This is a genomic window from Pseudomonas sp. KH_024_B2 (assembly GCF_057839965.1).
The window spans coordinates 220,032-245,461 of sequence record NZ_CM174502.1 but is presented as its reverse complement, the minus strand read 5'-3'; the positions used below and the strand labels follow the sequence as shown (position 1 = coordinate 245,461).

General features: G+C 58.5%; 24 protein-coding genes. 12 read left to right on the top strand and 12 right to left on the bottom strand.

Translation table 11 applies throughout. The features are described 5' to 3' along the window. Positions 1-50: 50 nt before the first annotated feature. A complete protein-coding gene (locus AC3I0A_RS01185; RefSeq protein ID WP_489375819.1) occupies positions 51-539 on the top strand; it encodes a hypothetical protein in 489 nt (162 codons plus the stop codon). Between the two features lie 70 nt (positions 540-609). On the opposite strand, the gene AC3I0A_RS01180 is transcribed toward AC3I0A_RS01185, so the two are convergent. From AC3I0A_RS01180 to AC3I0A_RS01170, 3 genes are all read right to left on the bottom strand, one after another. Then, positions 610-1,041 carry an acyl-CoA thioesterase gene (locus AC3I0A_RS01180; protein WP_489375818.1) on the bottom strand — a complete coding sequence of 144 codons (432 nt, stop codon included), beginning with the start codon at positions 1,039-1,041 and terminating at the stop codon, positions 610-612. 31 nt (positions 1,042-1,072) lie between these two features. Beyond that, entirely contained in the window at positions 1,073-2,299 is a 1,227-nt protein-coding gene (locus AC3I0A_RS01175; protein ID WP_489375817.1) for a 3-hydroxyacyl-CoA dehydrogenase, read from the bottom strand. Between the two features lie 122 nt (positions 2,300-2,421). Continuing rightward, entirely contained in the window at positions 2,422-4,350 is a 1,929-nt protein-coding gene (locus tag AC3I0A_RS01170; protein ID WP_489375816.1) for a RecQ family ATP-dependent DNA helicase, read from the bottom strand. Positions 4,351-4,658: 308 nt separating this feature from the next. Here AC3I0A_RS01170 and AC3I0A_RS01165 point away from each other — a divergent pair, with 308 nt between their 5' ends. Then, positions 4,659-5,714, top strand: a complete 1,056-nt coding sequence (locus AC3I0A_RS01165) for a S8 family peptidase (RefSeq protein ID WP_489375815.1) — start codon at positions 4,659-4,661, stop codon at positions 5,712-5,714. 24 nt (positions 5,715-5,738) lie between these two features. On the opposite strand, the gene AC3I0A_RS01160 is transcribed toward AC3I0A_RS01165, so the two are convergent. The 4 genes from AC3I0A_RS01160 to AC3I0A_RS01145 all read right to left on the bottom strand — a co-directional run bounded on the left by AC3I0A_RS01160 (position 5,739) and on the right by AC3I0A_RS01145 (position 9,184). Then, positions 5,739-6,476, bottom strand: a complete 738-nt coding sequence (locus tag AC3I0A_RS01160) for a PP2C family protein-serine/threonine phosphatase (RefSeq protein WP_489375814.1) — start codon at positions 6,474-6,476, stop codon at positions 5,739-5,741. Next, on the bottom strand, positions 6,415-7,113 hold the full coding sequence (locus AC3I0A_RS01155) for a hypothetical protein (protein ID WP_489375813.1): 699 nt from the start codon (positions 7,111-7,113) through the stop codon (positions 6,415-6,417). Before AC3I0A_RS01155 ends, AC3I0A_RS01160 begins: the two co-directional genes overlap by 62 nt. Continuing rightward, a complete protein-coding gene (locus tag AC3I0A_RS01150; protein WP_489375812.1) occupies positions 7,106-7,828 on the bottom strand; it encodes a hypothetical protein in 723 nt (240 codons plus the stop codon). The genes AC3I0A_RS01155 and AC3I0A_RS01150 overlap by 8 nt, the downstream gene beginning before the upstream one ends. Before the next feature lie 180 nt (positions 7,829-8,008). Further along, positions 8,009-9,184, bottom strand: a complete 1,176-nt coding sequence (locus AC3I0A_RS01145; RefSeq protein WP_489375811.1) for a tetratricopeptide repeat protein — start codon at positions 9,182-9,184, stop codon at positions 8,009-8,011. Between the two features lie 189 nt (positions 9,185-9,373). Here AC3I0A_RS01145 and AC3I0A_RS01140 point away from each other — a divergent pair, with 189 nt between their 5' ends. The 4 genes from AC3I0A_RS01140 (at position 9,374) to AC3I0A_RS01125 (ending at position 11,998) form a co-directional block, all read left to right on the top strand. After that, positions 9,374-9,544 carry a YhfG family protein gene (locus AC3I0A_RS01140; protein ID WP_489375810.1) on the top strand — a complete coding sequence of 57 codons (171 nt, stop codon included), beginning with the start codon at positions 9,374-9,376 and terminating at the stop codon, positions 9,542-9,544. Then, positions 9,544-10,140, top strand: a complete 597-nt coding sequence (locus tag AC3I0A_RS01135) for a Fic/DOC family protein (RefSeq protein WP_489375809.1) — start codon at positions 9,544-9,546, stop codon at positions 10,138-10,140. The genes AC3I0A_RS01140 and AC3I0A_RS01135 overlap by 1 nt, the downstream gene beginning before the upstream one ends. Before the next feature lie 170 nt (positions 10,141-10,310). After that, positions 10,311-11,441 carry a hypothetical protein gene (locus AC3I0A_RS01130; RefSeq protein ID WP_489375808.1) on the top strand — a complete coding sequence of 377 codons (1,131 nt, stop codon included), beginning with the start codon at positions 10,311-10,313 and terminating at the stop codon, positions 11,439-11,441. A gap of 191 nt (positions 11,442-11,632) precedes the next feature. Further along, positions 11,633-11,998 (top strand): DUF1493 family protein, encoded by a 366-nt coding sequence (locus AC3I0A_RS01125; protein WP_489375807.1) that lies wholly within the window; start codon positions 11,633-11,635, stop codon positions 11,996-11,998. A 133-nt stretch (positions 11,999-12,131) separates the two neighbouring features. Here the strand turns inward: AC3I0A_RS01125 and AC3I0A_RS01120 are convergent, their stop codons facing one another. From AC3I0A_RS01120 to AC3I0A_RS01110, 3 genes are all read right to left on the bottom strand, one after another. Next, positions 12,132-13,673 (bottom strand): phosphoenolpyruvate carboxykinase, encoded by a 1,542-nt coding sequence (locus AC3I0A_RS01120; RefSeq protein WP_489375806.1) that lies wholly within the window; start codon positions 13,671-13,673, stop codon positions 12,132-12,134. Positions 13,674-13,852: 179 nt separating this feature from the next. Beyond that, a complete protein-coding gene (gene hslO, locus AC3I0A_RS01115; RefSeq protein WP_489375805.1) occupies positions 13,853-14,755 on the bottom strand; it encodes an Hsp33 family molecular chaperone HslO in 903 nt (300 codons plus the stop codon). A 200-nt stretch (positions 14,756-14,955) separates the two neighbouring features. Then, entirely contained in the window at positions 14,956-15,360 is a 405-nt protein-coding gene (locus tag AC3I0A_RS01110; protein WP_489375804.1) for an RNA-binding S4 domain-containing protein, read from the bottom strand. A 219-nt stretch (positions 15,361-15,579) separates the two neighbouring features. Between AC3I0A_RS01110 and rimB the strand changes: the two genes are divergently transcribed. Further along, positions 15,580-16,062, top strand: coding sequence for a retropepsin-like aspartic endopeptidase RimB (rimB, locus tag AC3I0A_RS01105; RefSeq protein ID WP_489375803.1), 483 nt, complete (start codon positions 15,580-15,582; stop codon positions 16,060-16,062). Further along, complete coding sequence (gene rimK, locus AC3I0A_RS01100) at positions 16,059-16,964, top strand: 30S ribosomal protein S6--L-glutamate ligase (protein WP_489375802.1); 906 nt, start codon at positions 16,059-16,061, stop codon at positions 16,962-16,964. The genes rimB and rimK overlap by 4 nt, the downstream gene beginning before the upstream one ends. A 169-nt stretch (positions 16,965-17,133) precedes the next feature. On the opposite strand, the gene AC3I0A_RS01095 is transcribed toward rimK, so the two are convergent. Further along, positions 17,134-18,447, bottom strand: a complete 1,314-nt coding sequence (locus AC3I0A_RS01095) for an ATP-binding protein (protein WP_489375801.1) — start codon at positions 18,445-18,447, stop codon at positions 17,134-17,136. A gap of 118 nt (positions 18,448-18,565) precedes the next feature. Continuing rightward, entirely contained in the window at positions 18,566-19,306 is a 741-nt protein-coding gene (ompR, locus tag AC3I0A_RS01090; RefSeq protein ID WP_489375800.1) for an osmolarity response regulator transcription factor OmpR, read from the bottom strand. A 361-nt stretch (positions 19,307-19,667) separates the two neighbouring features. Here ompR and AC3I0A_RS01085 point away from each other — a divergent pair, with 361 nt between their 5' ends. The 4 genes from AC3I0A_RS01085 to tauA all read left to right on the top strand — a co-directional run bounded on the left by AC3I0A_RS01085 (position 19,668) and on the right by tauA (position 25,423). Next, positions 19,668-21,992 (top strand): Tex family protein, encoded by a 2,325-nt coding sequence (locus tag AC3I0A_RS01085; protein WP_489375799.1) that lies wholly within the window; start codon positions 19,668-19,670, stop codon positions 21,990-21,992. Beyond that, positions 21,992-22,375: a PaaI family thioesterase gene (locus tag AC3I0A_RS01080; protein WP_489375798.1), complete on the top strand. Its 384-nt coding sequence runs from the start codon at positions 21,992-21,994 to the stop codon at positions 22,373-22,375. Before AC3I0A_RS01085 ends, AC3I0A_RS01080 begins: the two co-directional genes overlap by 1 nt. Before the next feature lie 269 nt (positions 22,376-22,644). Beyond that, positions 22,645-24,228, top strand: a complete 1,584-nt coding sequence (gene gshA / locus AC3I0A_RS01075; protein WP_489375797.1) for a glutamate--cysteine ligase — start codon at positions 22,645-22,647, stop codon at positions 24,226-24,228. Between the two features lie 217 nt (positions 24,229-24,445). Then, positions 24,446-25,423, top strand: coding sequence for a taurine ABC transporter substrate-binding protein (gene tauA, locus AC3I0A_RS01070; protein ID WP_489375795.1), 978 nt, complete (start codon positions 24,446-24,448; stop codon positions 25,421-25,423). The last annotated feature ends 7 nt before the right edge of the window (positions 25,424-25,430 follow it).

Below are 25,430 nucleotides of genomic sequence, written 5' to 3'. Positions count from 1 at the left end.
GATGGCAACACAGCCTCAGGATCGCGCCGTCATCCCCTTGAGGTTCCCCCATGAAGTTCTCCTCGATTCTCTTGTTGTCCCTTGGCCTGGTCAGTGGCATTGCTTCTGCCGGAGGCACCACCCAAGCAGGTGTGGGCGGCGCATTGGGCGGGGTTCTAGGCTCGGTCGTCGGTCAGTCGATTGGCGGCAATACCGGTTCTACCATTGGTGCAGCCTTGGGCGGCGCGGGCGGTAGTGCGGTCGGTGCCGACAAACGCAGCCGTGGCGAAGCAGCCATTGGCGGCGCACTCGGTGCCGCGGGCGGCAACGTGGCCGGTCGCGCCCTGGGCGGCACCACCGGCAGCATGATCGGCTCCGCAGCCGGCGGTGGCGTGGGTGGCGCGCTGGGTAACCATTTGGGCAACGACAATGAGGATGACGACGACCGCCGTTACAGCCGTCGCGGGCACGATGATCGCCGCTACTACCGTGACCACCCGGGCCGCGGCCATGCCTACGGGCATCGCAAGCACAAGCACCGTTATCACGACGACGACTGATGCCTGAAAAGCTTCGCGGACAGGTTCATCGAAAAATCGCAGCCCCGCAGGTTGCGATTTTTTTTGAGGCTCACACCACCAACCGCTCCAAGGCCCCGCGCAAACCGGCAGGAATCGCCACTGGCTGATTCGACGCCCGATCCACAAACACATGCACGAACCGCCCCGCCGCACAGACGTCCTCCTCTCCCGCCTTGAACACCGCCAATTCGTACTGCACCGAACTGTTGCCCAGTTTGCCCACCCGCAAGCCGATTTCAATGCGCTCGGGGAAAGCAATGGAAGCGAAGTAATCACAGGCCGAACTCACCACAAAACCCACCACCTCGCCGTCATGAATATCCAGTCCACCGACTTCGATCAGATAAGTATTCACTGCCGTGTCGAAGAAACTGTAATAAGTGACGTTGTTCACATGGCCGTAGACATCGTTGTCGTGCCACCGGGTGATGATCGGCTGGAAGTGACGGTAATCAGCGCGTTGCGGCATGCGATCGGTCATTGAGTGGTCTCTGTTTTGATGTCAGCGCAGTCTACCGATCCGCAAAGCCTTTACCCACTGCCGACAACTCCCCGATCAACCGCGCCGGCGTCCATAATTCACCTTGCTCAGCCTCGAGCCGCAATAACCGCCCATGGATATCCGCCAGGCCCTGCTGATCCGCCCAAGCCATCGGCCCGCCTTTATCTGCCGGGAAACCGTAGCCGTTGAGGTACACCAGATCGATGTCATGGGCTGACTCGGCAATGCCTTCCTGAAGGATCTTCGCCCCTTCATTGACCAGCGCCAGCAGGCAGCGCTCGAGGATTTCCTCAGACCCTATTTCGCGGCGCTTGTAGCCCAGCCCTTCGCTGACCTGCAGCACCAGCGCATCGACTTCCACATCGTGTCCGGCCTGACGGCTGCCCGGCTCGTAGTGGTAATAACCGTTGCCGCTCTTCTGGCCGAAACGACCGAGTTCGCACAGGCGGTTTTCCACCTGCACCTCTGGCTCGTCCTGACCAACGCCCGCCAACTGCCGCGCCCGCCACCCCAGGTCAATACCGACTACGTCGTACATGCGAAACGGCCCCATGGCAAAACCGAAGCCTTGCAGTGCTGCATCCACCTGCTGTGGATAAGCGCCTTCGAGCAACATCTTGCGCGCTTGCAGCACATACGCATTGAGCATTCGATTACCAATAAAGCCATGGCAGTTGCCCGCCACCACACTGACCTTGCCCATGCGCCGGCCCAGATCGAGAGCAGCCTTTAGCACCGTCGGCGCGGTTTGCGCGCCACGGACGATTTCCAGCAGTTTCATAATGTGCGCCGGACTGAAGAAGTGCAGGCCCAGCACCTGTTGCGGGCGGCGGGTAGCAGCGGCGATGGCGTCGATATCCAGCGCAGACGTATTGCTGGCCAGAATCGCCTCAGGCTTGAGCAAGCCGTCCAGTTCGCGGAAGATTTTCTGTTTGAGTTCGAGGTTTTCGTAGACCGCCTCGATCACCAGATCCACCTCGCGGATCGCCGGATAATCGGCCGCCGCCGTGACCCGGGCAATCCGCGCATCGGCCTCGGCCTGATCGATCCGGCCCTGCCGCACGTTGTGTGCATAGGTCTCGGCCACAGTCGTCAGCGCCTGTTCGAGCATCCGGGCATTGTTGTCCACCCATTGCACCGACACCCCGGCGTTAGCCAGGCACATCACAATGCCCCGGCCCATGGTGCCCGCGCCAATCACGGCGGCGCGCTGAATATCGAACGGCGTCTGGCTCATGTTTGCTCTCTTGTTGGCGATCCAAAGACAACAGCCACCATAGTCAGCCCAGCCGTATTTTTGAAATTTATTCGTGTGATGGGCGGCATTCAGCGGATGGATTTTCCGTCTGAGAGATCTGTCTAGAGATTCGCCTCAGCCCACTCCCGCACCTCGGCGTAGGGGTAATCCTCCAACGCCGCAAATCCCGGAATCGCCCGGGCCTTGAGTTTGGTGAACAATGGCACACTGATTCCGCACAAAAACCGTGTCAGCCGCTCCGCACCTGGCAAACTGGCGTTGTACTGCTGGTGCCTGTGGATAAAGTCGCCGCACAGTGCCTGGAAGTTCTTATCCACAAGCGCTGGCAACACGGGAGGTTCTGGCAGGCGAGCGACCTGATCGTGGCACACCGAACAATGCCCGCACTGCTGCGGCGCGTTTTCGTCGCCGAAATACTGTGCCAGTCGATAACCGAGGCAATGCTCGGTGGCGAACAAATCCAGCATCGCGTGGATCCGTGCGATCTCGGTGCGTTCGTGCTGTGTGAAGTACCCATGCAATTGCGCGCTCAACGCCTGCGCATCGAAATCCGTTATCAGCAGGCTGTAGACCTCGGTCATCTGCTTGCTTTCCAGTTCGACCCAGCCCTTCTCCTGGAAATAATCCAGCGCCTTCACCACACGGTTTCGCTCGGCCTGATGCTGTAGATACAGCGCATCGAAGTTCACCGTGGCCCAGGTCCGGGCGCGGCTCGACGTCTGGATAATCGCCGAGACAAAGTCCCGCCGCTCGCCCTCGAAACGCGCCAGCAAGGCGTCGGGCTCGAGCAAAAACCTGAAGCGGTATTCGGCAAAGTAAGCATAACGCGGCGCGATCAAACCGCGCAGTTCCAGTTGCACCAGCAAGGTCTTGAGCGGCAACTGGCGAATGTTGCTCTGATCCGCCAGCGGCCCCAGCAGAAACTCCCATTGCCCATCGGGGCTGGCCGCCTGCAGTTCATCCAGCACACAACGAATGCCGTCCAGCTCCGGCGTGTCGCCGTAAACGAAGTTTTCCAACACATTGAGGCTGTCGCGGTTGGCCAGCACCAGACAGTCGGAAGGCTGGCCATCACGGCCGGCGCGGCCGATTTCCTGGCTGTAGTTCTCGATGGATTTCGGCAAGTCGAAATGCACCACGTTGCGGATGTCGCTCTTGTCGATGCCCATGCCGAAGGCGATGGTGGCGACGATGCAATTGGACTGCCCGCCCATGAACCGCCGCTGAATCGCTTCGCGCTGCTCATGGGGCAAACCGGCGTGATAAGCCTCGGCCTGGATACCGTGCCGACTCAAGTGCTGAGCAATCTGCTCGGCAGTCTTCTGCAAGGTGACGTAGACGATGCTCGGCTGCCCGGCGCGCTGGCCCAGCCACTCGACCAAACGCCGACGCTTGTCCTGCCCGCGTACCGGCTCCACCAGCAAGTTGAGATTGGGCCGATAGAAACCGGTGGTCACCACATCGTCCGGGGCGATGGCGAATTTCGCCTGCATGTCGGCGATCACCTTCGGCGTCGCGGTAGCGGTCAGCAGCAAGGCTTGAGGGATGTTGAACTGGCGCTGATAGGCCGGCAGTTTCAAATAGTCCGGGCGGAAGTTATGCCCCCACTCCGAGATACAGTGCGCCTCGTCCACCACCAGCAACGAGATCGGCACCTGCTGCAAAAAGTTGCGGAAGCGCTCGTTCTTCAGGCGCTCCACGGAGATCATCAAAATCTTCAACTCGCCGGAGCGCGCTCGCGCCATCACCTCATTGGCCTCATCGCGGCTCTGCGCCGAATCGATACTCGCCGCAGCAATGCCATGGCGCTGCAAGAACCCCAGTTGGTCCTGCATCAACGCCAGCAACGGCGAGACCACCAGCGTCAGGTGCGGCAGCAGCAAGGCCGACAGCTGATAGCACAACGACTTGCCGGACCCGGTAGGAAAAATCGCCGCCGCCGACCGCCCGGCCAACACCGCACTGACCGCCGTCTCCTGGCCCGGCCGAAACTGTGGATAACCGAAGACCTGTTCAAGGGTGTTGTGCATAAGCTGTCACTCCGTTGACCGCTGAGATGCCTGAAGCCTAGCGCGGCAAGCTCAGCGGATCGAGAAAAGGTCGGTGGTAAAACACTACAGGTTGATACAAACGGCACAACTAATTACCTCACGGCCCCACCCCTTCAGCCGATAAGGTTCATCGCTCATGCCTCGATTCACCTGGCGTGAGCAAAAAAACCGGGCATGTCAGGTCAATACACCGTCCGCGCCTCTCGCCCGTAGAAAAACCACCGTCCGCGGCCCCTCATCACAACAGGAAGCCTGATGCCCGCGGATCCTACATGAAGGATCGCATCATGCAGTTTATGTTTTCAGTGCTGTCGCGCACCGGCCAGCTGGCCGTGCCGCTGTTATTGGCCGGATGCCTTACCGTCCCGGAAAAACCCACAGTAGAGCCAGGCGCAAAAGCCTTTGAAACACCCGAGTACCAGGCGCAAAAAGGCTTGGCCGTGATCAAGGCCTCGACGCTTTACGCCCGCGGCGGCACAGGTCAGGGCGTGAACGTTGCCCTGATCGACTCAGGCTTGAACGCCAGCCTGCCAGCGTTTCAGGGGCGCCTGGCCGACCCTGGCTACGACTTTGTGCGCAACCTGCCCGGCACCATTGACCCCAAGGGCCACGGCACGCAAATGGCCGGCATCCTCGCCGCGAACAAGGACGATCAAGGCATGCACGGCATGGCCTTCAACGCTCAACTAATCCCGATGCGGTTCGGTGACGACAAGGAACCCTTCTACTTCGACAGCGAAATCGCCAGGTCCTGGCAGGCCGGATTCGACAAGGGTGCACACATCATCAGTAACTCCTGGGCCAACCCGATAGAAGCCAACACCAATGAAACCGCGATCTATGAACGGTTGATGGGTGACTCACTCGAAGTGGCCAAAAAGCTGGTGGAGCAAGGTGCGGTGTTTGTGTTCTCCACCGGCAATGAAGTCAAGCGTGAACCCTTGGCCGAACCGGGACTTCCGGCCTTGGTGCCCGAACTGGAAAAGGGCTGGATTGCGGTCATGGCCCTGAAGAGTGATGGCACCGCCATCAATCTCAAGTCCAACTACTGTGGTCTGGCGGCGCGCTGGTGCATCGCTGTGCCAGGCGGTGACGGCGGAGCCGGCCTGCTGACCACCGGCAACGACGGCAGCTATGTGCAAACCGCCGGCACCTCGCCTGCTGCCGCACTGGTCAGCGGCGCCCTTGCGGCCCTGCAAAGTCGTTACCCTAAACTCAGCCCGCAGCAAGTGCGCGAGTTGTTGCTCAGCAGCGCCAACCGCACCGGCATCTACGCCAATAGCGAAGCTTATGGGAGAGGCTTGCTGGACCTCGATGCCGCCTCGCGCCTGGCACCTGAATAAATGGTCGAATAGTCAGGCAAGTTCTCAAGGCCGAATCTCGACACAAGTGATGTCATCGTCACCGCTCGCATTCTCGATCGTTCCTGCTTCCAGAGAGGCCAATTGTCTGTCCCTGGACAGATCCGCCCAAAATCCGTCACTGGCCAGCAGCCAGCGTGAACCGGGCTGGAGATCAAATCGACTGATGCAAGGATCCAGTTCACGTCGCCCACTGAAACTACGTGTCAGCCGGTGACGGCCAACATCACGAGCAATGTCCGCATGAGCAAGGTCGCCACGCCAGTTAGGCTGGCAGTGAGGCACCGTCAGCCATTCAATTGAATCCCCTTGCGAGTGTCGGCCGAAGCAGCAATCTCCACCATGGATGACCGTGATAACGTCGGGGCCAAACACCGCTATCAAATAGCTGACGCACGCCACCTTGTACTGACTGACCAACGCATGTCGAGCACTGGACAAAAGCTCCAGGAGCATCGTGTCTGCTCCACCCGCCCTCAGCAGATCTTCGTTCAGCGCAGAGAATCCGGCCTCCAAATACCTGACCAGTGCATAAGCCAGCTCACCACTCTCGGCGGATGTGCTGCTGCCGTCGGCGATTACGTACAAATGGAAGTCGCCCTGGCTGGCGAAGCCGGCATGATCGCGATTATCGGCGGTGCGGCTTCCTTGAAAGGTCATCAGTCTATGGCTGGGCACCCGGCTAATTTCCTTCACACATCTTGGCAAAACGACGACGAAGTATTTGCTCGCGCTCACCATCATTTCGCGTAGCGCTTTGCAGGACGTAACCGAAATCCCGGTTTCGGAGTAAAGCTGTGAAGTGCTCGGCCAGATACTGTTTTAGGGGCGCTGCAGCTTCACTGACTTCGGCGATCAGTTCTTCGCGGCCATCGACCAGGTTGACGATGTCTTCTATGTCTTTGCTGTTGAGCACATCACCCAGGCCCCTACCGGCGTAGGCTGCGAATTTGGTTGCCAAAAAGCAGGCTGGAGAGAACACCCTGATTTCAAGACCGCTCGGCAAGGTATGCAACTGTGCCTGCTGAAAACCTTGATCAAACCAGATATTGGAATAGCCCAGGATGGATTCATCTGACGGCATAAAATCAACTTTTAAATCGCCCAGACGCATCCGGCAGTTCACCTCATCCTGAGGGCTCTCCATGAAGCCGCGCTGACGAAGTTGCTCCATCAACCTGGGCCAGCCTGCATAACCCGTGAGGTGAACAACCAAATCCACATCATCAGTAAAACGCAGATCTTCCAGCGTGACTTCGTCAGTCACCAACAACGCCGTAGTGCAACCACCGACAAACGCTACTTGCTGCCTTAACTCATCACCCAAAGCATGTGCGACAACGTCCAGCATTTCCAGAAGCTCTTGCTGTTTCTTACTCATGAAGAATCCATTTTCTTAGCATTGAATTCGCGACCTCAGCTTCTCGCGGACTTCCGATGCGAACCGCATCGATCAACGCCAGATAGTGATACAGCAAATAATCCGACTTCACGGCCTGAGGCACTGTCTTGTAAATCGGAGTGATCGCCTGACCTTTTCTCTTCCCTTGCGCCGAAGGCCAAACCGGGATCAGCTCACCGGCACTCATTAGCTTGCCCTCAAGGATGGGCGCAGCAAACGCAGTAGGAATACCTCTCACCATTGCGCCCGGCCTGGCGGGAAAGAAATACTTGAACCCATGCGCCACCAGATCCAGTAAACCTCGTCGGTTGACGCGCGGAAGGTTCTCTTCCAGGTATGAAATCACCAATCCCACCTCCCGACAGCGCTTGAGGGAGCTGGATATCTCGCTTTTGCCCAACCCCAGGGCAGCGGCCAACCCACGAACGGTATAGCTTTCCGTATTAACCGGGGGTTCGTCATAGGGGTCATCGTCCCAACCTTGCCAGTCCAGCGCATCGGAAAGTTGAACACCAATGCTTTTCACTGTCCGCTCAATGTCGATGTAATGTCCCGCGCTCTCTCTGATCTCTTGAGCCTCCTGCTCATCAAGTCGACGAGTAACATTGAGCCGGATTTTTTTGCTCTCATCCCCCAGCTCCTGCTCCTCCAGGCTGACGAGCTTGAAGAGAAGCAAAATATCTTGACCTTTCATAAACCACCTCACCACGCTTGTCCGCAGTCCGTGGACTGAGGACACTGTAAGATAGAAGTGGGTTTACCTGTCAACCGGAAAAACAAGCAGGCCTTTTAGCCGGTATTGAGTAGGACCTACTGATAAACGCACAACGCGCCGGAGTTCGGCGCGTTGTGGGTTCAGCTCAGCATAAGAGAATCAGCCGTTTTTGACCCGCTCGATGGCCTTGTCATACACCGGATTGGCTTTCTGTTCCCTGGCCAACTGGTAATGACGCAATGCATCGGAGAACTGCCCTGCGGCTTCATAGATACGGGCAATGTTGTAGCAGGAACTGGCGCGCACAGTGGCCGCCGAATTGCCGCTGGCCAGAGCGATGGCCTTGCGGTTGGCCCAAATCGACTCAGCCGTGTTGCCGGCCTTCTGATACGCCAGACCGAGGTTGCTGTAGGCCTGGCCGTAAGCGTTGTTCAGCTCGATAGCCTGACGGTAGAAGTCGATGGCCTGGGACAGGTCGCCAGCGTGGTAGGACGCTTCACCTTTCTGATTCAGGGTTTTCGCATCAGACTGTGCGGTCGAGCTTACAGCGACGGCGGTCACTGCCACGTTGTCATTCAGCAGCGGCGATACTTCGTTCAATACGTTCGCCGCATCGACCGTCGCGCCGGTGAAGTTGTTGATGTCCTGGAAGTCGCCGCTGCCGGTCATGCGGAACACGGTCCACAAGTTACCGCTGCGGTTCTTCGGAACGTAATAAGTGCGGACCAACGACTGGCCCATGTACACGAACACCGTGGCCTGGCTGTTCGACAACGCACGCGAACTCGGGTTACCGCCATTGGAGTAGTCATGCACGGCATAGACGTAGCTTTCGCCGTAATGCTTCTTCTCAAGGGTGATGGTTTCCGGGCCATAACTGGTGGTGTCGTCGACATCCAGATGGGCGTCGGTGCCCTGCTGGCTGTCGAAGTAGATGTTGTTGCCCGGGAAGATCATGTGGGAATCGAGGTCATTCGGGGTTTCACCCCAGGTCAGCACGACACGCAGACCGTCGAGGTTTTCCATCACCGGGCTGATGGCATAGGTCATGCCTTTGCACGGGCATTTCACCACCAGATTGGAGTAGCCGGTTTTTTTGATGATCAGCAGATTGCTCGCATCATCGGCAAACTCGGTGATCAGGCTGACCTGGCCTTGAGCATTGGTGCGACCCACCACGCTCTGCGCGCCATTGCGCTGCAACAACAGCTCGGCATCAGCGATCTTCTGATCCTTGACCACCGCACTCAATACTTCGATCGGCAGTTGTTCGGCCTGCACCGAGAAAGCCGCTGCCCACAGCGACAACACTGAAGCCACGCGAAACAATCGCATACCTAATTCCCTTTAAGTGTAAGAAGCGGACATCGAGAAATGTCCTACAGATTTTGGCGGGAACCATACACAAAATTTGCCGTTTTCGCCCCATATTCGTTGGAGGGATGAACCTTTACCGGGCAGCAGCGAACTGCCGGCCCTGATCGTTTGAACTACAATTGCCTCGTGCACGGTGAGGCCAATGTGATGAGCGAACTGACGTTTGAGCAAAAGCAGGGTCATTACGACAAGATCCGCCGGTCAAACTATTTGGCGAGTCTGCGTCTGGAAGGCTTTGACACAACAGGTGCCGACGCCGACAAACCGCCCCCCACCCGGGAAGCGGTACTGCGTAAATACCTCAAGAAGCCAAGCTGATGCCCGGTCAATATGGGGGCAACCTGGATCCTTATCGCTATCCAGATAGCGGTGTCCTGCGCAACCGCCTCAATATTCACGACGAAAGCCTCCTTCAGGAAGCGGAACGAGAACTCTGCGAAATCGCTGCTTGCACACTTCGTCTATCCCCGCCGCCCTATGACCTGAGCTTTTTTCAGCTGATTCATAAAACGCTATTTTCGGACCTCTACGATTGGGCCGGTGAGCTGAGAACAGTGAATATCCAGAAGGACGACACCCTGTTCTGCACCGCCGAACGAATCGTCCCTGAGGCCGAAAAGATATTTCGCGCCATGGAAAAAGCCTCCTGGTTCACCGGTGCATCCAAAGCCGATCTGGTGGTCAAGGTTGCCGAGGCTTATGGCGATCTCAACGTCATTCACCCTTTCCGGGATGGCAACGGTCGGGCTCAACGCATCCTGTTCGAGCACATCATCATCAATGCCGGTTTTTCCGTCGATTGGTGGCTGGTCGATATTGCTGATTGGGTCCCGGCCAACATAGACGCCGTAGCCTGCGACTACCGGGGGCTGGAGGCGATATTCAAACGCTGTATCGGCAAGTTCCCGCGCTAGATGATCTGAACTTTATAACCCAACACTGTAATCGACTTAACAAACCCAACTTCCACTTATAGCGCCAAACTTACATACAACCAGAACAAACCCGGCAACACTTACAAACTTCCCCATCGAACTTTTCCACGTAAACTTTCATGCTCCTTAACTTCACAAGAGCATTACAAGTGACTACATTAACCATCTATTTTTGCGGCACTAGCTCCACCAAGTTTGATACTGCAAATGATGCCTACTGGAATGGTGAACTCATTTCCACACTGGCCGCTCACGAACTTGGCAAGGAGTTTGCACACTGGCTAGTGGTCGATGGCCCGGGCAGCAGTAATCTTCAAGCTGACGAACTGTTCTTCAAATCGGAGCACTACGGAATGTCCGGCAGCCTGTTTGGCAAGGGCTGGGAAGAAAACGTAAAACACGCAATGCAGGTCGTGAAAGGCACATGCGCATGGGAGCGGCTGGAGCTGACGGAAGCCGAATATAAACGACTGAAAGCCGCGGGTGTTCCTATTGACGAGGTCACTGCGGAAGGTTCGTGGTTCTGGCGAAAGTACAATTACGGTGACAGAACCGTCACCCAGCAGAAGCTGCAGGAACAGATCATCAAGACCTTTCGCAAGGATGGTGTCATCCCGACTCAGGTCAATCTGGTGGGCTGGAGCCGCGGCGCGATCAGCTGCCATATGCTGGCCAACATGATGCTCAAGGACAGCGAACTTAAAAATGTCCCTATCAATATCTTCGCGGTTGATCCGGTTCCAGGTCCAATGAACTTTCAGGCCGAGCGGGTTACCTTGGGCGCCAACGTAAAAGAGTATGTTGGCTTCTACGCAAGGGATGAGCGTTCCAGGGGTTTTTCCTGCGTTATTCCGCAAACCCTTGGCTCCACTAAAACCCATCTATTCCCAATGGCTGGCCGCCATGGAACATTAGTCGGCAATGCCGCGGCCAATGGCATCAAAGGACCAAAAGTATTATTTGAACCCGGTCTAATCGTTCGTCACTTTGCGGAAACGTGCCTGACGCGATGGGGTGTCAACCTGGATAAGAAAATCAACTTGTCCAGCGCTGTTCTGCAAAACCATCACAACGCGATAAAGGCCGCCGAGGCCAAATACACGTTGATGCATAAAGAGTCGTACACCTATTTCACCGAACTCGACCACGGGGAACGTGCCGTTTCTTTGGGTAGCAAAGGCGTCAGCTTCTCTGCTGTGAAGGGTGCGCAGTTCAAACCGGCCAACGGTTTGGCGGCGAGCCTGACATTCGATGGTTCGGCCTATCAGGACATTCGTTGATACACGTGCACTGAGGCACCCACGCGCTCTACCTGCTGACCCAGGTCGCAACGCATGATGAATTGGAAAGCCCCTGCCTGACATCACGCACTAACAGGCAAGCCACGCCCTTGTGGGCTTGCCTGTGATGAATACGCCGCGTAATTTCAGTTCCAACCAGGATTTGCCTGAGCCTAATCGGATATACCTGCATGAACCTCGCTCCCAACTTCCCCGATGACCATGCCATGCACCTGCTCATGCAGTTGCTGCACGAAGAGCTCGGTCTGCCCGAACGTAAAACCATCAGCCTCAACACCTCAATCAATTTCGACCTGGGTTGCGACGGCGCCGATGCCCGGCACCTGATGGAAGCGCTGGAAGAACAGTTCGCCATCGACTTCATCGACTACGACGCCTATCGCTACTTCCAGCCCGAAGGCTTTGACGTGTTCCTCAAGCGCCGAGCCAAGGGACGTAGCGACAAAGTTCCGCTGACCATTGGCATGCTCTACCAAGCGATAAAGATGCAACGATGGGATACACAGGCGTTGGAAGGCGTCTGTTCGAATGCGTAAGTGGCATTATTCTGGCTGTTTAACACTTTTTCAGCTGGAATAATGGCAGTTGCACTTTTGATGGTCTGAATCGCACCCACAAAAAAGCCGCCCCAACGGGCGGCTTTCTCTTACCTCAAACCACTACCGATTCTTACAACTTCGGACCAGCAGCCTTGATCGCATCGCTCACATCAAACTTCTTGAAGTTCTCAACGAACAGACCAGCCAACGCTTTAGCAGCTTCGTCGTAAGCAGCCTTGTCAGCCCAGGTGTTACGTGGGTTCAACAGGCCGGTTTCAACGCCCGGTACAGCCAGTGGCACGTCGAGGTTGATGGTGTCGAGGTGTTCGGTTTCTACGCCGATCAGCGCGCCGCTCTGGATCGCTGCGATGACGCCACGGGTGGTCGGGATGTTGAAGCGTTTGCCGACGCCGTAGCCGCCGCCGGTCCAGCCGGTGTTGACCAGGTAGACCTTGGAGCCGAAGCCGCGGATGCGTTTGATCAGCAGTTCAGCGTATTCGCCGGCCGGACGCGGGAAAAACGGTGCGCCGAAGCAGGTGGAGAAGGTCGATTTGATGCCGCTGCCGGAACCCATTTCGGTCGAGCCCACCAGTGCGGTGTAGCCGGACAGGAAGTGGTAGGCCGCTTGTTCTTCGCTGAGGATCGAGACTGGCGGCAGTACGCCGGTCAGGTCGCAGGTCAGGAAGATCACAGCGTTTGGCTCGCCGCCGAGGTTTTTCGGCGCGCGTTTTTCGATCAGTTCACGCGGGTAAGCGGCGCGGCTGTTCTGGGTCAGGCTGTCGTCGGCGTAGTCGGCCTTTTTGTTGGCATCGAGTACGACGTTTTCCAGTACGGCGCCGTGCTGGATGGCTTTCCAGATGACTGGCTCGTTCTTCTCGGAGAGGTCGATGCACTTGGCATAGCAACCGCCTTCGATGTTGAACACTACGCCAACGCCCCAGCCGTGTTCGTCGTCGCCGATCAGGTAGCGGCTTTCGTCAGCGGACAGGGTGGTTTTACCGGTGCCGGACAGGCCGAAGAACAAGGTTACGTCGCCCTCTTCGCCCATGTTGGCCGCGCAGTGCATCGGCAGAACGTCGACTGCTGGCAGCAGGAAGTTCTGGACCGAGAACAGGGCTTTTTTCATTTCGCCGGCGTAGCGCATGCCAGCGATCAGCACTTTCTTGGCCGCGAAGTTGATGATCACGGTGCCGTCGGAGTTGGTGCCATCACGCTCTGGTACGCACTCGAACTCAGGAGCGTTGAGGATCTGCCACTCGTCCTTGCCGCCAGCGTTGTACTGTTCCGGGTTGATGAACAGGCAACGGCCAAACAGGTTGTGCCAGGCAGTCTGGGTGGTCATTTTGACCGGCAGGTAGTGCGCAGGGTCGGAACCGACGTGCACATGGGAAACAAAACGCTCGCGCTCGCCCAGGTAGGCTTCAACGCGGTTCCACAGGGCATCGAACTTGTCGGCCGGGAACTTGCGGTTGATCGGGCCCCAGGCGATGGCGTCCTGGGTGGAAGGCTCTTCAACGATGAAACGGTCGACTGGCGAGCGACCGGTGCGGTGACCGGTTCGCACTACCAGAGCGCCGGTATCGGACAGCTCGCCTTCACCGCGGTTCAGGGCTTCTTTAACCAGATCGTCAACACTCAGATCGGTGTACACGGCGTTATTGGCTTGCGTCATGAGGTTCCCCGTCGGCCAGTGGCCGAGTGCTCCAAACGTTTTGTAGTAGAAAGTCGTGCACTACTACCGCGAAAAAAGTGGGCCGGATTATGCCAGAAAAGACCAAAAAAAGTAGGGCCCTCCCGTCAGAACGGCGATATTCCGGCACCAAGCAGTGAATTTACCTGCGCTGAAGCGTTTTAGTGACGGGTATCTGACGGCGTATCGACGCCCGCTCCAGCGAACAATTGAGCGACATCCGCAGCGTCGAACAGGTAGCGCTCATTGCAGAACTGGCAATCGATCTCGACGCTACCGCCGTTTTCGATGACCAGTTGTTGAGCGTCTTCCTGGCCCAGGCTCACCAGTGCATTGCCCGAACGATCGCGCGAGCAGCTGCAGCGAAAGCGTAGTGACTGCACGTCGAACATGCGCACGGCTTCATCATGGTAGAGGCGGTGCAGCACGGTTTCGTTGTCCAGGCTGAGCAGTTCGTCAGCGGTCAGAGTGCTGGCCAGGGTGGTGATGTGCTGCCAGCTGGCGGCGCGCTCTTCCTCGTCCTTGATCCGATCGGCCGGCAATTGCTGCAGCAGCAGACCACGGGCGCGACGACCATCGGCGTTGAGCCAGAAACGCGTGCCAACTTGCTGGGACATGACGAAGTAGTTGGTGAAGCATTCCGACAAATCGGCGCCGTCGAGGTCGACGATGCCCTGGTAGCGCTGGCCATGGGTTGGATCGACAGTCAGCGCCAACACGCCTTGCGGCATCAGGTCGTTGAGGGTGGCGTCCGGAGTGATCTGCTCGGCGTGATAACGGGCCAGGCCACGAATTTCGCGCTTGCTGGAACACTCGATCATCAGCAAGGGCACCGGACCTTCGGAACGGGCCTGGAGGATCAGCAAGCCATCGAACTTCAAGGTGCCGACCAGCAACGCCGCCGCTGCCATCAACTCGCCGAGCAGTTGCGCGACTGGCTCCGGGTAGGGGTGTTTAGCGAGAACTTCGGCGTAGCTACGCTCCAACGCAACCAGCTCGCCGCGGGCGTCGCTCTCATCGAAGATGAAGCGTTGGGTGTAGTCGTTATCCGGTAGATCGGTCATAGGTCTGGGTATCTGAAGTAATGACAAAAATGGTTACAGGGTATTCTGGCACCGAATGGGTGCCTGATTCCCGGCCACCGGAAGCATTTTATGAACAATCCGGGTTTGTTCCAAGCAAGGTGAGTGTCAGGGAAGAACGTATCTACCGGTTTTACGACTGCTGCGCAGCCGATCGCGGGCAAGCCTTGCTCCTACAGCCCTCAATCGCTGTTGCTTCCATGAAACTTGAACAAATCCCGCCGCTGTTTCTTGGAGGGCTTGCCTTCGGTGCTGACGCCCAAGGCGCCGGCCTTGCGCATCGCGGCGGCGTTTTCGCGCTTGGCGATGCTGGCTTCGGTTTCGGCGTACAGCAGATGGGCTTCCGGCGCGCCCCGGCGCACGGCCGATAGCGCCAGGACCGTCACGGTGCGCTCTTCGAAACCGGTGCGGATCTGAAACTCATCGCCGATTCTCGGCTCTTTGCCCGGCTTGCAGCGCTCACCCCGGCAGTGCACTTTGCCGCTTTCAATCGCCGCTTTGGCCAAGGCGCGGGTTTTGTAAAAGCGCGCAGCCCATAACCACTTATCCAGACGGACTTTGTCGTCCTCTTCGGTTTTTTGTGCCATGGGATTTCCTCATTCTGAAATATTTCTGAACTGTACTACCGTTTCTCTTGTGCCATGAATTACACCAGCTCAGTTTAGAATGCGTGCCTCTCCAGAGCCTCGTTCGAGGGCTGGAAATCCGGGCCGTAGATATCTGTCGCCTTTTACCCATTATTCTGCGTGAATACCGCGAATTCGGCCGCTTGCGGCGCGAGCGGTTTTTTCACCGGTTGAGCACATTTGAAGACTTTTGACCATTTGACCGTTGTCGGTCTGCGCGAGTGGGTGGCGCTTCCAGATTTGGGAGTGGCAGGCCTGCGGGCGAAGATCGACACCGGCGCCAGCACCTCCAGCCTGCATGCCACCGAGATCGAGCCGTTCGAGCGCGACGGGGAGCAGTGGGTGCGTTTCAACGCCCACCTGGGCACCGTGGTGCAACTGCGCCATCGTCACTGCGAAGCGCCGCTGGTGGCGATGAAAACCATTAAAAGCTCCAACGGCCAGGCGCAGGTGCGTTACGTGATCAGCACCACCCTGGCACTGGGCGACCGGATCTGGCGGGTGGAATTCACCCTGGCCTGCCGCAAGGCCATGCGTTATCGCTTGTTACTCGGTTCCAAAGCCCTGATCGACGGCCAGTTGGTAGTCAATCCGGGTATCAAATACGTTCAAGACAAGCCGGCATTCCCGGCATCCACTACCTCTGCCACAGGTGTTGCATGAAGATCGCTGTGCTGTCGCGTAACCCGCGTCTGTATTCCACTCGTCGTCTGGTCGAGGCCGGCACCGAGCGTGGCCATGAAATGGTGGTGATCGATACCCTGCGCGCCTATATGAACATTGCCAGTCATAAGCCGCAGATCCACTATCGCGGCAAGCCACTGGCAGGCTTCGATGCGGTGATCCCGCGGATCGGCGCTTCGGTGACGTTCTATGGCTGCGCGGTATTGCGCCAGTTCGAGATGATGGGGGTGTTCCCGCTCAACGAATCGGTGGCCATCGCCCGCTCGCGGGACAAACTGCGTTCCCTGCAATTGCTTTCACGACGCGGGATCGGCCTTCCGGTCACAGGTTTTGCCCACTCACCGGACGATATTCCCGACCTGATCGAGATGGTCAACGGTGCGCCGTTGGTGATCAAGGTGCTGGAAGGCACCCAGGGCATCGGCGTGGTGATGTGTGAAACAGCCACGGCAGCGGAATCGGTGATCGAGGCGTTCATGGGCCTCAAGCAGAACATCATGGTTCAGGAATACATCAAGGAAGCCGGTGGTGCGGATATCCGCTGCTTCGTGGTCGGCGACAAGGTGATCGCGGCGATGAAGCGTCAGGCCAAGCCCGGCGAGTTCCGCTCCAACCTGCACCGTGGCGGTAGCGCCAGCCTGATCAAAATCACCCCCGAAGAGCGCATGACCGCCCTGCGCGCGGCCAAGGTCATGGGCCTGAGCGTGGCGGGTGTGGATATCTTGCGTTCCAACCACGGGCCGTTGGTGATGGAGGTTAATTCCTCGCCGGGGCTGGAAGGGATTGAAACCACGACGAACAAGGACGTGGCAGGGATCATCATTGAGCATCTGGAGAAGAATGGCGGGCCGAATATGACACGAACCAAGGGGAAGGGTTGAGGCTCTGCCCGGATCCATTGTGGCGAGGGAGCTTGCTCCCGCTGGAGGCCGAAGGACTCCCAAAGCCAGCAACCGTTTTCTATCAGATAAAATACGGTAGCTGGTTTTACGACCGCTGCGCGGCCGAGCGGGAGCAAGCTCCCTCGCCACAGGGGACCGCGTCCATCTGCTACACCGCATCCCTCGGCAACATCAGCCCCAGCGGCAAGCGCACCCGCGCTTCCAGCCCGCCGCCTGCGCGGTTGCGCAGTTCGACATTGCCGCCGTGCATGGAGGCGATCCGTTTGACGATGGCCAAACCAAGCCCGGTGCCTTTGCCGCCTCGGGCGCGGTCGCCGCGAGTGAATGGGTTGAAGATCGCTTCCAGCTCCGACTGATCAATACCAGCCCCGCGGTCCATCACGCTCAACACCACGTAAGGCGCGCTCATGTCTCCCGACACATAGGCGGCCACTTCGACTCCGGTGCCGGCGTGATGCAAGGCGTTGCCGATCAGGTTGTTCAACAGACGTTTCATCGAAACCCGACGCAACGGGAACGGCTGGATCGGCTCCAGACGCAGGCGAACCCGTTCATCGTTCTGGTTGTAAGGCGCCGCAACTTCACGCACCAGATCGCTGAGGTCGACTTCTTCGACCGTCTCGTCACGACCATCGCGAATGAACGCCAGGAACTGATCGAGAATCGCGTCCATGTCTTCGATGTCGCGAATCATGTCGTCGGTCAGGTCGCTGTGGTCGCCCATTAGCTCCAGAGAAAGCCGTAAACGAGTCAACGGCGTGCGCAGATCATGGGACACGCCGGCCAGCATCAGCTCACGCTCACGTCCGGCCTGTTCGACGTCCTCGGCCATCTGGTTGAAGGCCCGATACACCTCGGTCATTTCACTCGGGGTGTCGCTAATCGGCAGACGCACGCTACGCCCCTGGCCCAATTGGCGGGCGGCATACACCAGACGCTTGAGGGGTTGGTTGAGTTGGCTGACGAAGATCCACGCCGAGGCTGTGGATAACAAACCGATCGCCAGGAACCAGCCCAACACGCTCCAGATTCTCTGGCCACGCAACGGGTGTGGATACAATGGCACTTTCAACCAGCCGTCCCCCAGACTCGGCGCGCGCACCCACAGGGCCGGCGGTGCGTGCATGCGCAAGCGCACTTCGGTGTCGGCGCCCAGTTCATCCTGCATCTGTCGCTGGTAGATCTCGCTGTACGGCCAGTGCTGCTCGCCTTCCGGCACGCCAGCACCCACCACGCGAATCAGCGGTGCGGCTTCGGCGATTTTTTCGCGACTGGCTTCGTCCGCCGCCCAATAAGACCGCAAGACCAGTGCGACACCGTGGCTGTACTGGCGATCCACCAGCACGTCTTCGTTCATCAACAGATAAACCAGGGTCAGCGCCTTGGAAAACAGCACGACGATCAGCACCAGCCAGAGGGTGCGGGAGAAAAAACTTTGGGGGAACCACAGGGGGGTTTTCATAAACAGCAACTACACACTTTGCAGGAGCGAGCGGCGCTCGCAGAATTGCGGATTGCGAGTCGCCCGGGCGGTGTCATGTGACAAAGCGCCCGGGAAACCCGCTCCTACAAATCACCGGTCACTTGGTCGCGGTGCCGTCCGGCACGAATACATAACCTACGCCCCAGACTGTCTGAATATAACGCGGTTTGGACGGATCGGGTTCGATCATCCGGCGCAGGCGGGAGATCTGCACGTCGATGGAACGCTCCAGGGCATCCCACTCGCGGCCACGGGCCAGATTCATCAGTTTGTCGCGGGTCAGCGGCTGACGAGCGTTCATCACCAGCGCCTTGAGCACGGCGAACTCACCGGTGGTGAGCATGTGTACTTCGTCGCCACGCGTGAGTTCGCGGGTAGCCAGGGACAGTTCGTAGTCACCGAAGCTCACGCTTTCGTCTTCGCTGCCCGGTGCGCCCGGCACCGGTGCCGATTGACGGCGCAGGACCGCTTTGACGCGGGCCATCAGTTCGTCCGGGTTGAACGGTTTGGCCAGGTAATCGTCGGCGCCCAGTTCGAGGCCATGGATGCGGCTCAGCTCATCGCCCTTGGCAGTGAGCATGATAATCGGGATCTGATTCTTCGCCATGCGCAGGCGCTTGAGGGCGCTCAGGCCGTCTTCGCCGGGCATCATCAGGTCGAGCACCACCAGGTGGAAAACCTCACGGCCCAGCAGACGGTCCATTTGTTCGGTGTTCGGCACCGCCCGGGCACGGTAGCCCTTGCTGACGAAAAAACGTTCCAGCAGGCTGCTCAGCCCCGGATCGTCATCAACGATGAGAATTTTTTCGCCTTCAGCAATTTGTGCAGTGCTGCTCATAGGATGCTCCTTTGATCTCGGCGCGCATTATGGCGTAGCTGCCGTTATACGCACCGAGTGCATTGTTAGCAGATTTTTCCTCGATCGCCAGAAAACCAGCCCTTATGCCTACATGGCACGATGCCCCGAAGAACCGAACGCTGGTTATAATGCGCCGCCTTTTGTGTAGGGCAACGTCTGATCGTTACTGTGAGTGGCCGCTAACTATTTTTCATGGTCGCGCAGTAATTTTTCGATTTCACGGGTCAACAGGCTGCCTTTTGATCCAGGTAGCGGCGCCGGCCAGGCCGCTCAACCAGACTCGCCAAGCCTTATAGAACAGTGCCTGCGAGCCTGCTTTCACAATTTGCCAGGTGGTTTTATGGACAGCATCAACAGCCGCATCGCCGAGGAACTCGGTGTACGCCCGCAACAGGTCGAAGCGGCCGTCGCGCTACTGGATGAAGGCTCCACGGTGCCCTTCATCGCCCGTTACCGGAAAGAAGTGACCGGCAGCCTCGATGACATTCAGTTACGGCATCTGGAAGAGCGCCTGCGCTACCTGCGAGAACTCGACGAACGGCGCATCAGCATCCTCGCCAGCATCGAAGAGCAAGGCAAGCTGACGCCGGAGTTGGCCCGCGACATCAAACTTGCCGACACCAAGACCCGCCTCGAAGACTTGTACCTGCCGTACAAACAGAAGCGCCGCACCAAGGGCCAGATCGCCCTGGAAGCCGGCCTCGGCGAGCTGGCTGACGGCTTGTTCAACGACCCGACACTGACCCCGGACACCGAAGCCGCGCGCTTCGTCAACGCCGAAAAAGGCGTTGCCGATGTCAAGGCGGCCCTCGAAGGCGCCAAGTACATCCTCATGGAGCGCTTCGCCGAAGACGCCAACCTGCTGGACAAGCTGCGCAGCTACCTCAAGCAGGAAGCCACCCTCAGTGCCCGCGTGATCGCCGGCAAGGAAGAGGAAGGTGCCAAGTTCCGCGACTATTTCGAACACGATGAACCGCTGAAAAGCATGCCGTCGCACCGTGCGCTGGCGATTTTCCGTGGTCGCAACGAAGGCATCCTCAGCTCCTCGCTGAAAGTCGGCGAAGAGCTGCCGGGCGCCATGCACCCGTGCGAAATCATGATTGGCGAGCGTTTCGGTGTGCAGAACCAGAATCGTCCGGCCGATAAGTGGCTGGGTGAAGTGGTGCGCTGGACCTGGAAGGTCAAGCTTTACACCCACCTGGAAACCGATTTGCTGGGCGAACTGCGCGACGGCGCGGAAACCGAGGCGATCAACGTATTCGCCCACAACCTGCACGACTTGCTGCTGGCCGCACCGGCCGGCCCGCGCGCGACCCTGGGCCTTGACCCCGGCCTGCGTACCGGCTGCAAAGTCGCGGTGGTCGATGCCACCGGCAAGCTGCTGGACTACGCCACCGTTTACCCGCACGTGCCAAAAAACCAGTGGGACCAGACCATCGCCGTGTTGGCCGCCCTGTGCGCCAAGCACTCCGTGGATCTGATCGCTATCGGCAACGGCACTGCCAGCCGCGAAACCGACAAGCTGGCCGCTGAACTGATCAAAAAATACCCAGCCATGAAGATGACCAAGGTCATGGTCTCCGAAGCCGGCGCTTCGGTGTATTCGGCATCGGAACTGGCATCGAAAGAATTCCCGGACCTCGACGTGTCGATCCGTGGCGCGGTATCGATTGCCCGTCGCTTGCAGGATCCGTTGGCTGAGCTGGTGAAAATCGATCCGAAATCCATCGGTGTCGGCCAGTACCAGCACGACGTGTCGCAGCTGAAACTGGCGCGCGGCCTGGATGCAGTGGTCGAGGACTGCGTGAACGCCGTCGGCGTCGACGTGAACACCGCTTCGGTGGCGCTGCTGGCGCGGATTTCCGGCCTCAACGCGACGCTGGCACAGAACATCGTGACTCACCGTGATGAAAACGGTGCGTTCAAGACCCGCGCCGCGCTGAAGAAGGTCGCTCGCCTGGGTGAAAAAACCTTCGAACAGGCTGCCGGTTTCCTGCGGGTGATGAACGGTGACAACCCGTTGGATTCGTCTGCGGTTCACCCGGAAGCCTATCCGCTGGTACAGCGTATCGCCGCGGAAACCGACCGCGATATCCGTTCGCTGATCGGCGATGCGAGCTTCCTCAAGCGTCTCGACCCGAAGAAGTACACCGACGAAACCTTCGGTCTGCCAACGGTCACCGACATTCTTCAAGAACTCGAAAAACCTGGTCGCGACCCGCGTCCCGGGTTCAAGACTGCCGAGTTCCAGGACGGTGTCGAAGACCTCAAGGACCTGGAACTGGGGATGATCCTCGAAGGCGTGGTCACCAACGTGACCAACTTCGGTGCTTTCGTCGATATCGGCGTGCATCAGGACGGTTTGGTGCACATTTCCGCCCTGTCGGAGAAATTCATCAAGGATCCGCGTGAAGCGGTGAAGGCCGGTGATGTGGTCAAGGTGAAGGTCATGGAAGTCGACATCCCGCGCAAACGCGTCGGCCTGTCGATGCGCATGAGCGACACCCCGGGCGAGAAGATCGACGGTGCCCGTGGCGCCCGCCCTGGCTCGGCTCCACGCCAGTCGCAAAACACTGCTCCGCGTAAAGAAGCCACGGCGCCAGCGCCGAGCAACAACGCCATGGCTTCACTGTTCGCCAACGCCAAGCAGTTGAAGAAACGCTGATGGAAATCCCCGCCGGCCTCACTCAGAGCGCCTTCAGCGAGTTGATCGGTTGTCGCTTGCAGCGTCTGGACGTCGGCATTGCCGAAGTCGCCCTGACGCTGACGCCGCCGCTGCGCAACCGCGGTGGCAAGCTGCATGGCGGGGCGTTGTTCAGCCTGGTGGATATTGCCATGGGGCTGGCCTGTTCCAGCTCCCATGGTTTCGACCAGCAGAGCGCGACCATCGAGTGCAAGATCAACTATATGCGTGCCGTTTCTGACGGCGATGTGCTGTGCGTCGCCAAGGTGATCCACCCTGGCCGGCGTACGCTGGTGGTCGAAGCGGATGTGATGCAAGGCGACAAGCTCGTCGCAAAAGCACAAGGCACGTTCGCTGTCCTATAGCTCCCTGCCATCAATTTGAGTTAATTTCGGCGCAATGCATCCTGTAGGAGCGAGCTTGCTCGCGAAGGCGGCGTGTCAGGCGACTTAAATGCTGACTGATACTCCCTCTTCGCGAGCAAGCTCGCTCCCACAGAGGATTGCGGCGATCAATCTTTGGCTGGCTGGCACAGCTCCAAAAAACCAGGCGACAACGCCAGTTTCAACTTCACCCTTGTAGACCGTCTTGCCCACCCCCATATTGGGGCGACTGACGCGTGAAGGAATCCAACTTGAGCGAACTTCTCAACCGCCGCCTGGCTCTGCTTGGCGAGCGCGCTAACCTCTCTCTGCTCGAACAGTGCCTGCACGGCATCGAGCGCGAATGCTTGCGCGTCACCGGTGAGGGCCGTCTGGCGCAGACGCCGCATCCCGAAGAACTGGGATCTGCACTGACCAACGAGCAAATCACCACCGACTATTCCGAGTCGCTGCTGGAGTTCATCACTCCAGCCCTGCCCGACCCGGCGCAAATGCTGAGCAGCCTCGACAAGATCCACCGTTTTGCCTACAGCAAACTCGGCAACGAGTACCTGTGGAGTCCATCGATGCCGTGCCCGTTGCCGGCCGAGGAAGATATCCCGATCGCTTACTACGGCACCTCCAACATCGGTAAGCTCAAGTACGTGTACCGCAAGGGTCTGGCCCTGCGTTACGGCAAGACCATGCAATGCATTGCCGGGATTCACTACAACTTCTCCCTGCCGGAGAAACTCTGGCCGCTGCTCAAGCAGGCCGAGGGGTTTGTCGGCACTGACCGCGACTATCAGTCGGCGGCCTATATCGCGCTTATCCGTAACTTCCGTCGTTATAGCTGGCTGCTGATGTACTTGTTCGGCGCTTCGCCGACGCTGGATGCAGGCTTCCTGCGCGGTCGCTCCCATCAGCTTGAACAGCTGGATGCAGACACCCTGTATCTGCCTTACGCCACCAGCCTGCGCATGAGCGATCTGGGTTACCAGAGCAACGCTCAAGCCGGTCTGACGCCGTGCTACAACGATCTGGAAAGCTACACCCATAGTCTGCGCAAGGCTGTCGCCACGCCCTATGCGCCATACGTCGAAATCGGCACCCATCAGAACGATGAATGGGTTCAGCTCAACACCAATATCCTGCAGATCGAAAACGAGTACTACTCCAACATCCGCCCAAAACGCGTGGCCTACACCGGCGAACGGCCGATCCAGGCGCTGGTGGCCCGTGGCATTCAGTACGTCGAAGTGCGGTGCCTGGACATCAACCCGTTCCTGCCGATGGGCATCGATCTGCCGGAATCGCGTTTCCTCGACGCCTTCCTGCTGTATTGCGCGCTGAATGAAAGCCCGCTGCTCGAAAACAATGAGTGCGGCAACTGCACCTCGAACTTCCTCACCGTGGTCAAGGAAGGTCGCCGTCCGGGCCTGCAATTGCAGCGCCAAGGTCAACCGGTGGATTTGAAAGAGTGGGCCAGCGAGTTGCTTGAGAAGATTGCGCCATTGGCCGCGCTGCTCGATCAAAGCCACGGCGGCGATGCCCACAGTAAAGCGCTGGACGCGCAACGGGCGAAGGTCAAGGATCCATCCCTGACCCCGTCCGCTCAGGTGCTGGCCGCCATGCATGAGCGTAAAGAGAGCTTCACCCGGTTCTCCCTGCGCCAGAGCCAGGCTCACGCCGAGTACTTTCGCAGCGAACCGCTGAGTGCCGAAGACCAGGCTCGTTTCGAAGAGTTGGCCCGCAGTTCGCTGGCGCAACAGGCGGAGCTGGAGCAGAACGAAGTCGGCGATTTCGATGTGTTTGTCGGGTCGTATCAGGCGAGTATTCTGGCGATCAGCAACTAACCCCTGAAGGTCCCGCGGACCTTATCGCGAGCAGGCTCGCTCCCACAGGATTTGTGTGACCCCTGTGGGAGCGAGCCTGCTCGCGATGACCGCGCAGCGGTCGCTCTTAGAATTTTCCGCTCATATACTCATTCCAAAAAGTTATTTATTTTAGAATTCTTAGATCATTTAGTCTCTTTGTCAGCCGACCCTCGGCCGTCTGACAAGGAGCTTCTCAATGAAAACGTATTTTCCCCTTCGCCTCCTGGCAGCCGCGTCCCTGGCTGCGGTGAGCTTCTTTGCCCAGGCGGCTGACGTTACCGTCGCCTACCAGACCACCGTTGACCCGGCGAAAGTCGCCCAGGCCGACGGCGATTATGAAAAAGCCACCCATGCCAAAATCGACTGGCGCAAATTCGACAATGGCGCCGACATCATTGCTGCCATCGCCTCGGGCGATGTGCAGATCGGCTACCTCGGCTCCAGCCCGCTGACCGCTGCGATTACCCGCAAAGTCCCGGTGCAGACCTTCCTTATCGCGACCCAGATCGGCGCCGCCGAAGCCCTGGTGGCCCGCGATGGTTCCGGAATCAAAACCCCGCAAGATCTGATCGGCAAGAAGGTCGCCGTGCCTTTCGTTTCCACCGGCCACTACAGCCTGTTGGCAGCGCTGAAGCACTGGAACATCGACCCGTCGAAAGTGCAGATTCTCAACCTCGCCCCGCCGGCGATCGTGGCGGCGTGGAAACGCGGCGACATCGACGCGACCTACGTCTGGGATCCGGCACTGGGCGTGGCCAAGGAAAATGGCAAAGTGCTGATCACCTCGGGCGAACTGGCCAGGTTCGGGGCGCCGACCTTCGACGCCTGGATCGTGCGTACAGATTTCGCCGAGAAACACCCGGAAATCGTCACCGCGTTCGCCAAAGTCACCCTGGATGCCTACGCCGCTTATCGCAAGGACCCACAAGCCTGGCTGGCTGAAAAAAGCAACGTCGACAAACTGGTGAAGCTCTCCGGTGCCAAAGCCAGCGACATCCCATTGCTGCTGCAGGGCAACGTCTATCCGTTGGCGGCTGACCAGGTGATCACCCTCGGCGCGCCGACCACCAAAGCCATCACCGATACCGCTGTGTTCCTCAAGGAGCAAGGCAAGGTCGAAGCGGTACTGCCGGACTATGCTCCGTACGTCAGCGCCAGGTTCATCACTAACTGATCGGGAG

Coding starts and splice junctions, on each gene's coding strand:
- AC3I0A_RS01160 (WP_489375814.1), bottom strand. CDS start 6,476: ATGATGGTGAGCGCGAGCAAATACTTCGTCGTCGTTTTGCCAAGATGT.
- AC3I0A_RS01110 (WP_489375804.1), bottom strand. CDS start 15,360: ATGGCACAAAAAACCGAAGAGGACGACAAAGTCCGTCTGGATAAGTGG.
- tauA (WP_489375795.1), top strand. CDS start 24,446: ATGAAAACGTATTTTCCCCTTCGCCTCCTGGCAGCCGCGTCCCTGGCT.
- AC3I0A_RS01080 (WP_489375798.1), top strand. CDS start 21,992: ATGGAAATCCCCGCCGGCCTCACTCAGAGCGCCTTCAGCGAGTTGATC.
- AC3I0A_RS01180 (WP_489375818.1), bottom strand. CDS start 1,041: ATGACCGATCGCATGCCGCAACGCGCTGATTACCGTCACTTCCAGCCG.
- ompR (WP_489375800.1), bottom strand. CDS start 19,306: ATGAGCAGCACTGCACAAATTGCTGAAGGCGAAAAAATTCTCATCGTT.
- AC3I0A_RS01170 (WP_489375816.1), bottom strand. CDS start 4,350: ATGCACAACACCCTTGAACAGGTCTTCGGTTATCCACAGTTTCGGCCG.
- rimK (WP_489375802.1), top strand. CDS start 16,059: ATGAAGATCGCTGTGCTGTCGCGTAACCCGCGTCTGTATTCCACTCGT.
- AC3I0A_RS01140 (WP_489375810.1), top strand. CDS start 9,374: ATGAGCGAACTGACGTTTGAGCAAAAGCAGGGTCATTACGACAAGATC.
- AC3I0A_RS01125 (WP_489375807.1), top strand. CDS start 11,633: ATGAACCTCGCTCCCAACTTCCCCGATGACCATGCCATGCACCTGCTC.
- AC3I0A_RS01095 (WP_489375801.1), bottom strand. CDS start 18,447: ATGAAAACCCCCCTGTGGTTCCCCCAAAGTTTTTTCTCCCGCACCCTC.
- AC3I0A_RS01155 (WP_489375813.1), bottom strand. CDS start 7,113: ATGAGTAAGAAACAGCAAGAGCTTCTGGAAATGCTGGACGTTGTCGCA.
- AC3I0A_RS01145 (WP_489375811.1), bottom strand. CDS start 9,184: ATGCGATTGTTTCGCGTGGCTTCAGTGTTGTCGCTGTGGGCAGCGGCT.
- AC3I0A_RS01120 (WP_489375806.1), bottom strand. CDS start 13,673: ATGACGCAAGCCAATAACGCCGTGTACACCGATCTGAGTGTTGACGAT.
- hslO (WP_489375805.1), bottom strand. CDS start 14,755: ATGACCGATCTACCGGATAACGACTACACCCAACGCTTCATCTTCGAT.
- AC3I0A_RS01085 (WP_489375799.1), top strand. CDS start 19,668: ATGGACAGCATCAACAGCCGCATCGCCGAGGAACTCGGTGTACGCCCG.
- AC3I0A_RS01135 (WP_489375809.1), top strand. CDS start 9,544: ATGCCCGGTCAATATGGGGGCAACCTGGATCCTTATCGCTATCCAGAT.
- AC3I0A_RS01185 (WP_489375819.1), top strand. CDS start 51: ATGAAGTTCTCCTCGATTCTCTTGTTGTCCCTTGGCCTGGTCAGTGGC.
- AC3I0A_RS01165 (WP_489375815.1), top strand. CDS start 4,659: ATGCAGTTTATGTTTTCAGTGCTGTCGCGCACCGGCCAGCTGGCCGTG.
- AC3I0A_RS01150 (WP_489375812.1), bottom strand. CDS start 7,828: ATGAAAGGTCAAGATATTTTGCTTCTCTTCAAGCTCGTCAGCCTGGAG.
- AC3I0A_RS01175 (WP_489375817.1), bottom strand. CDS start 2,299: ATGAGCCAGACGCCGTTCGATATTCAGCGCGCCGCCGTGATTGGCGCG.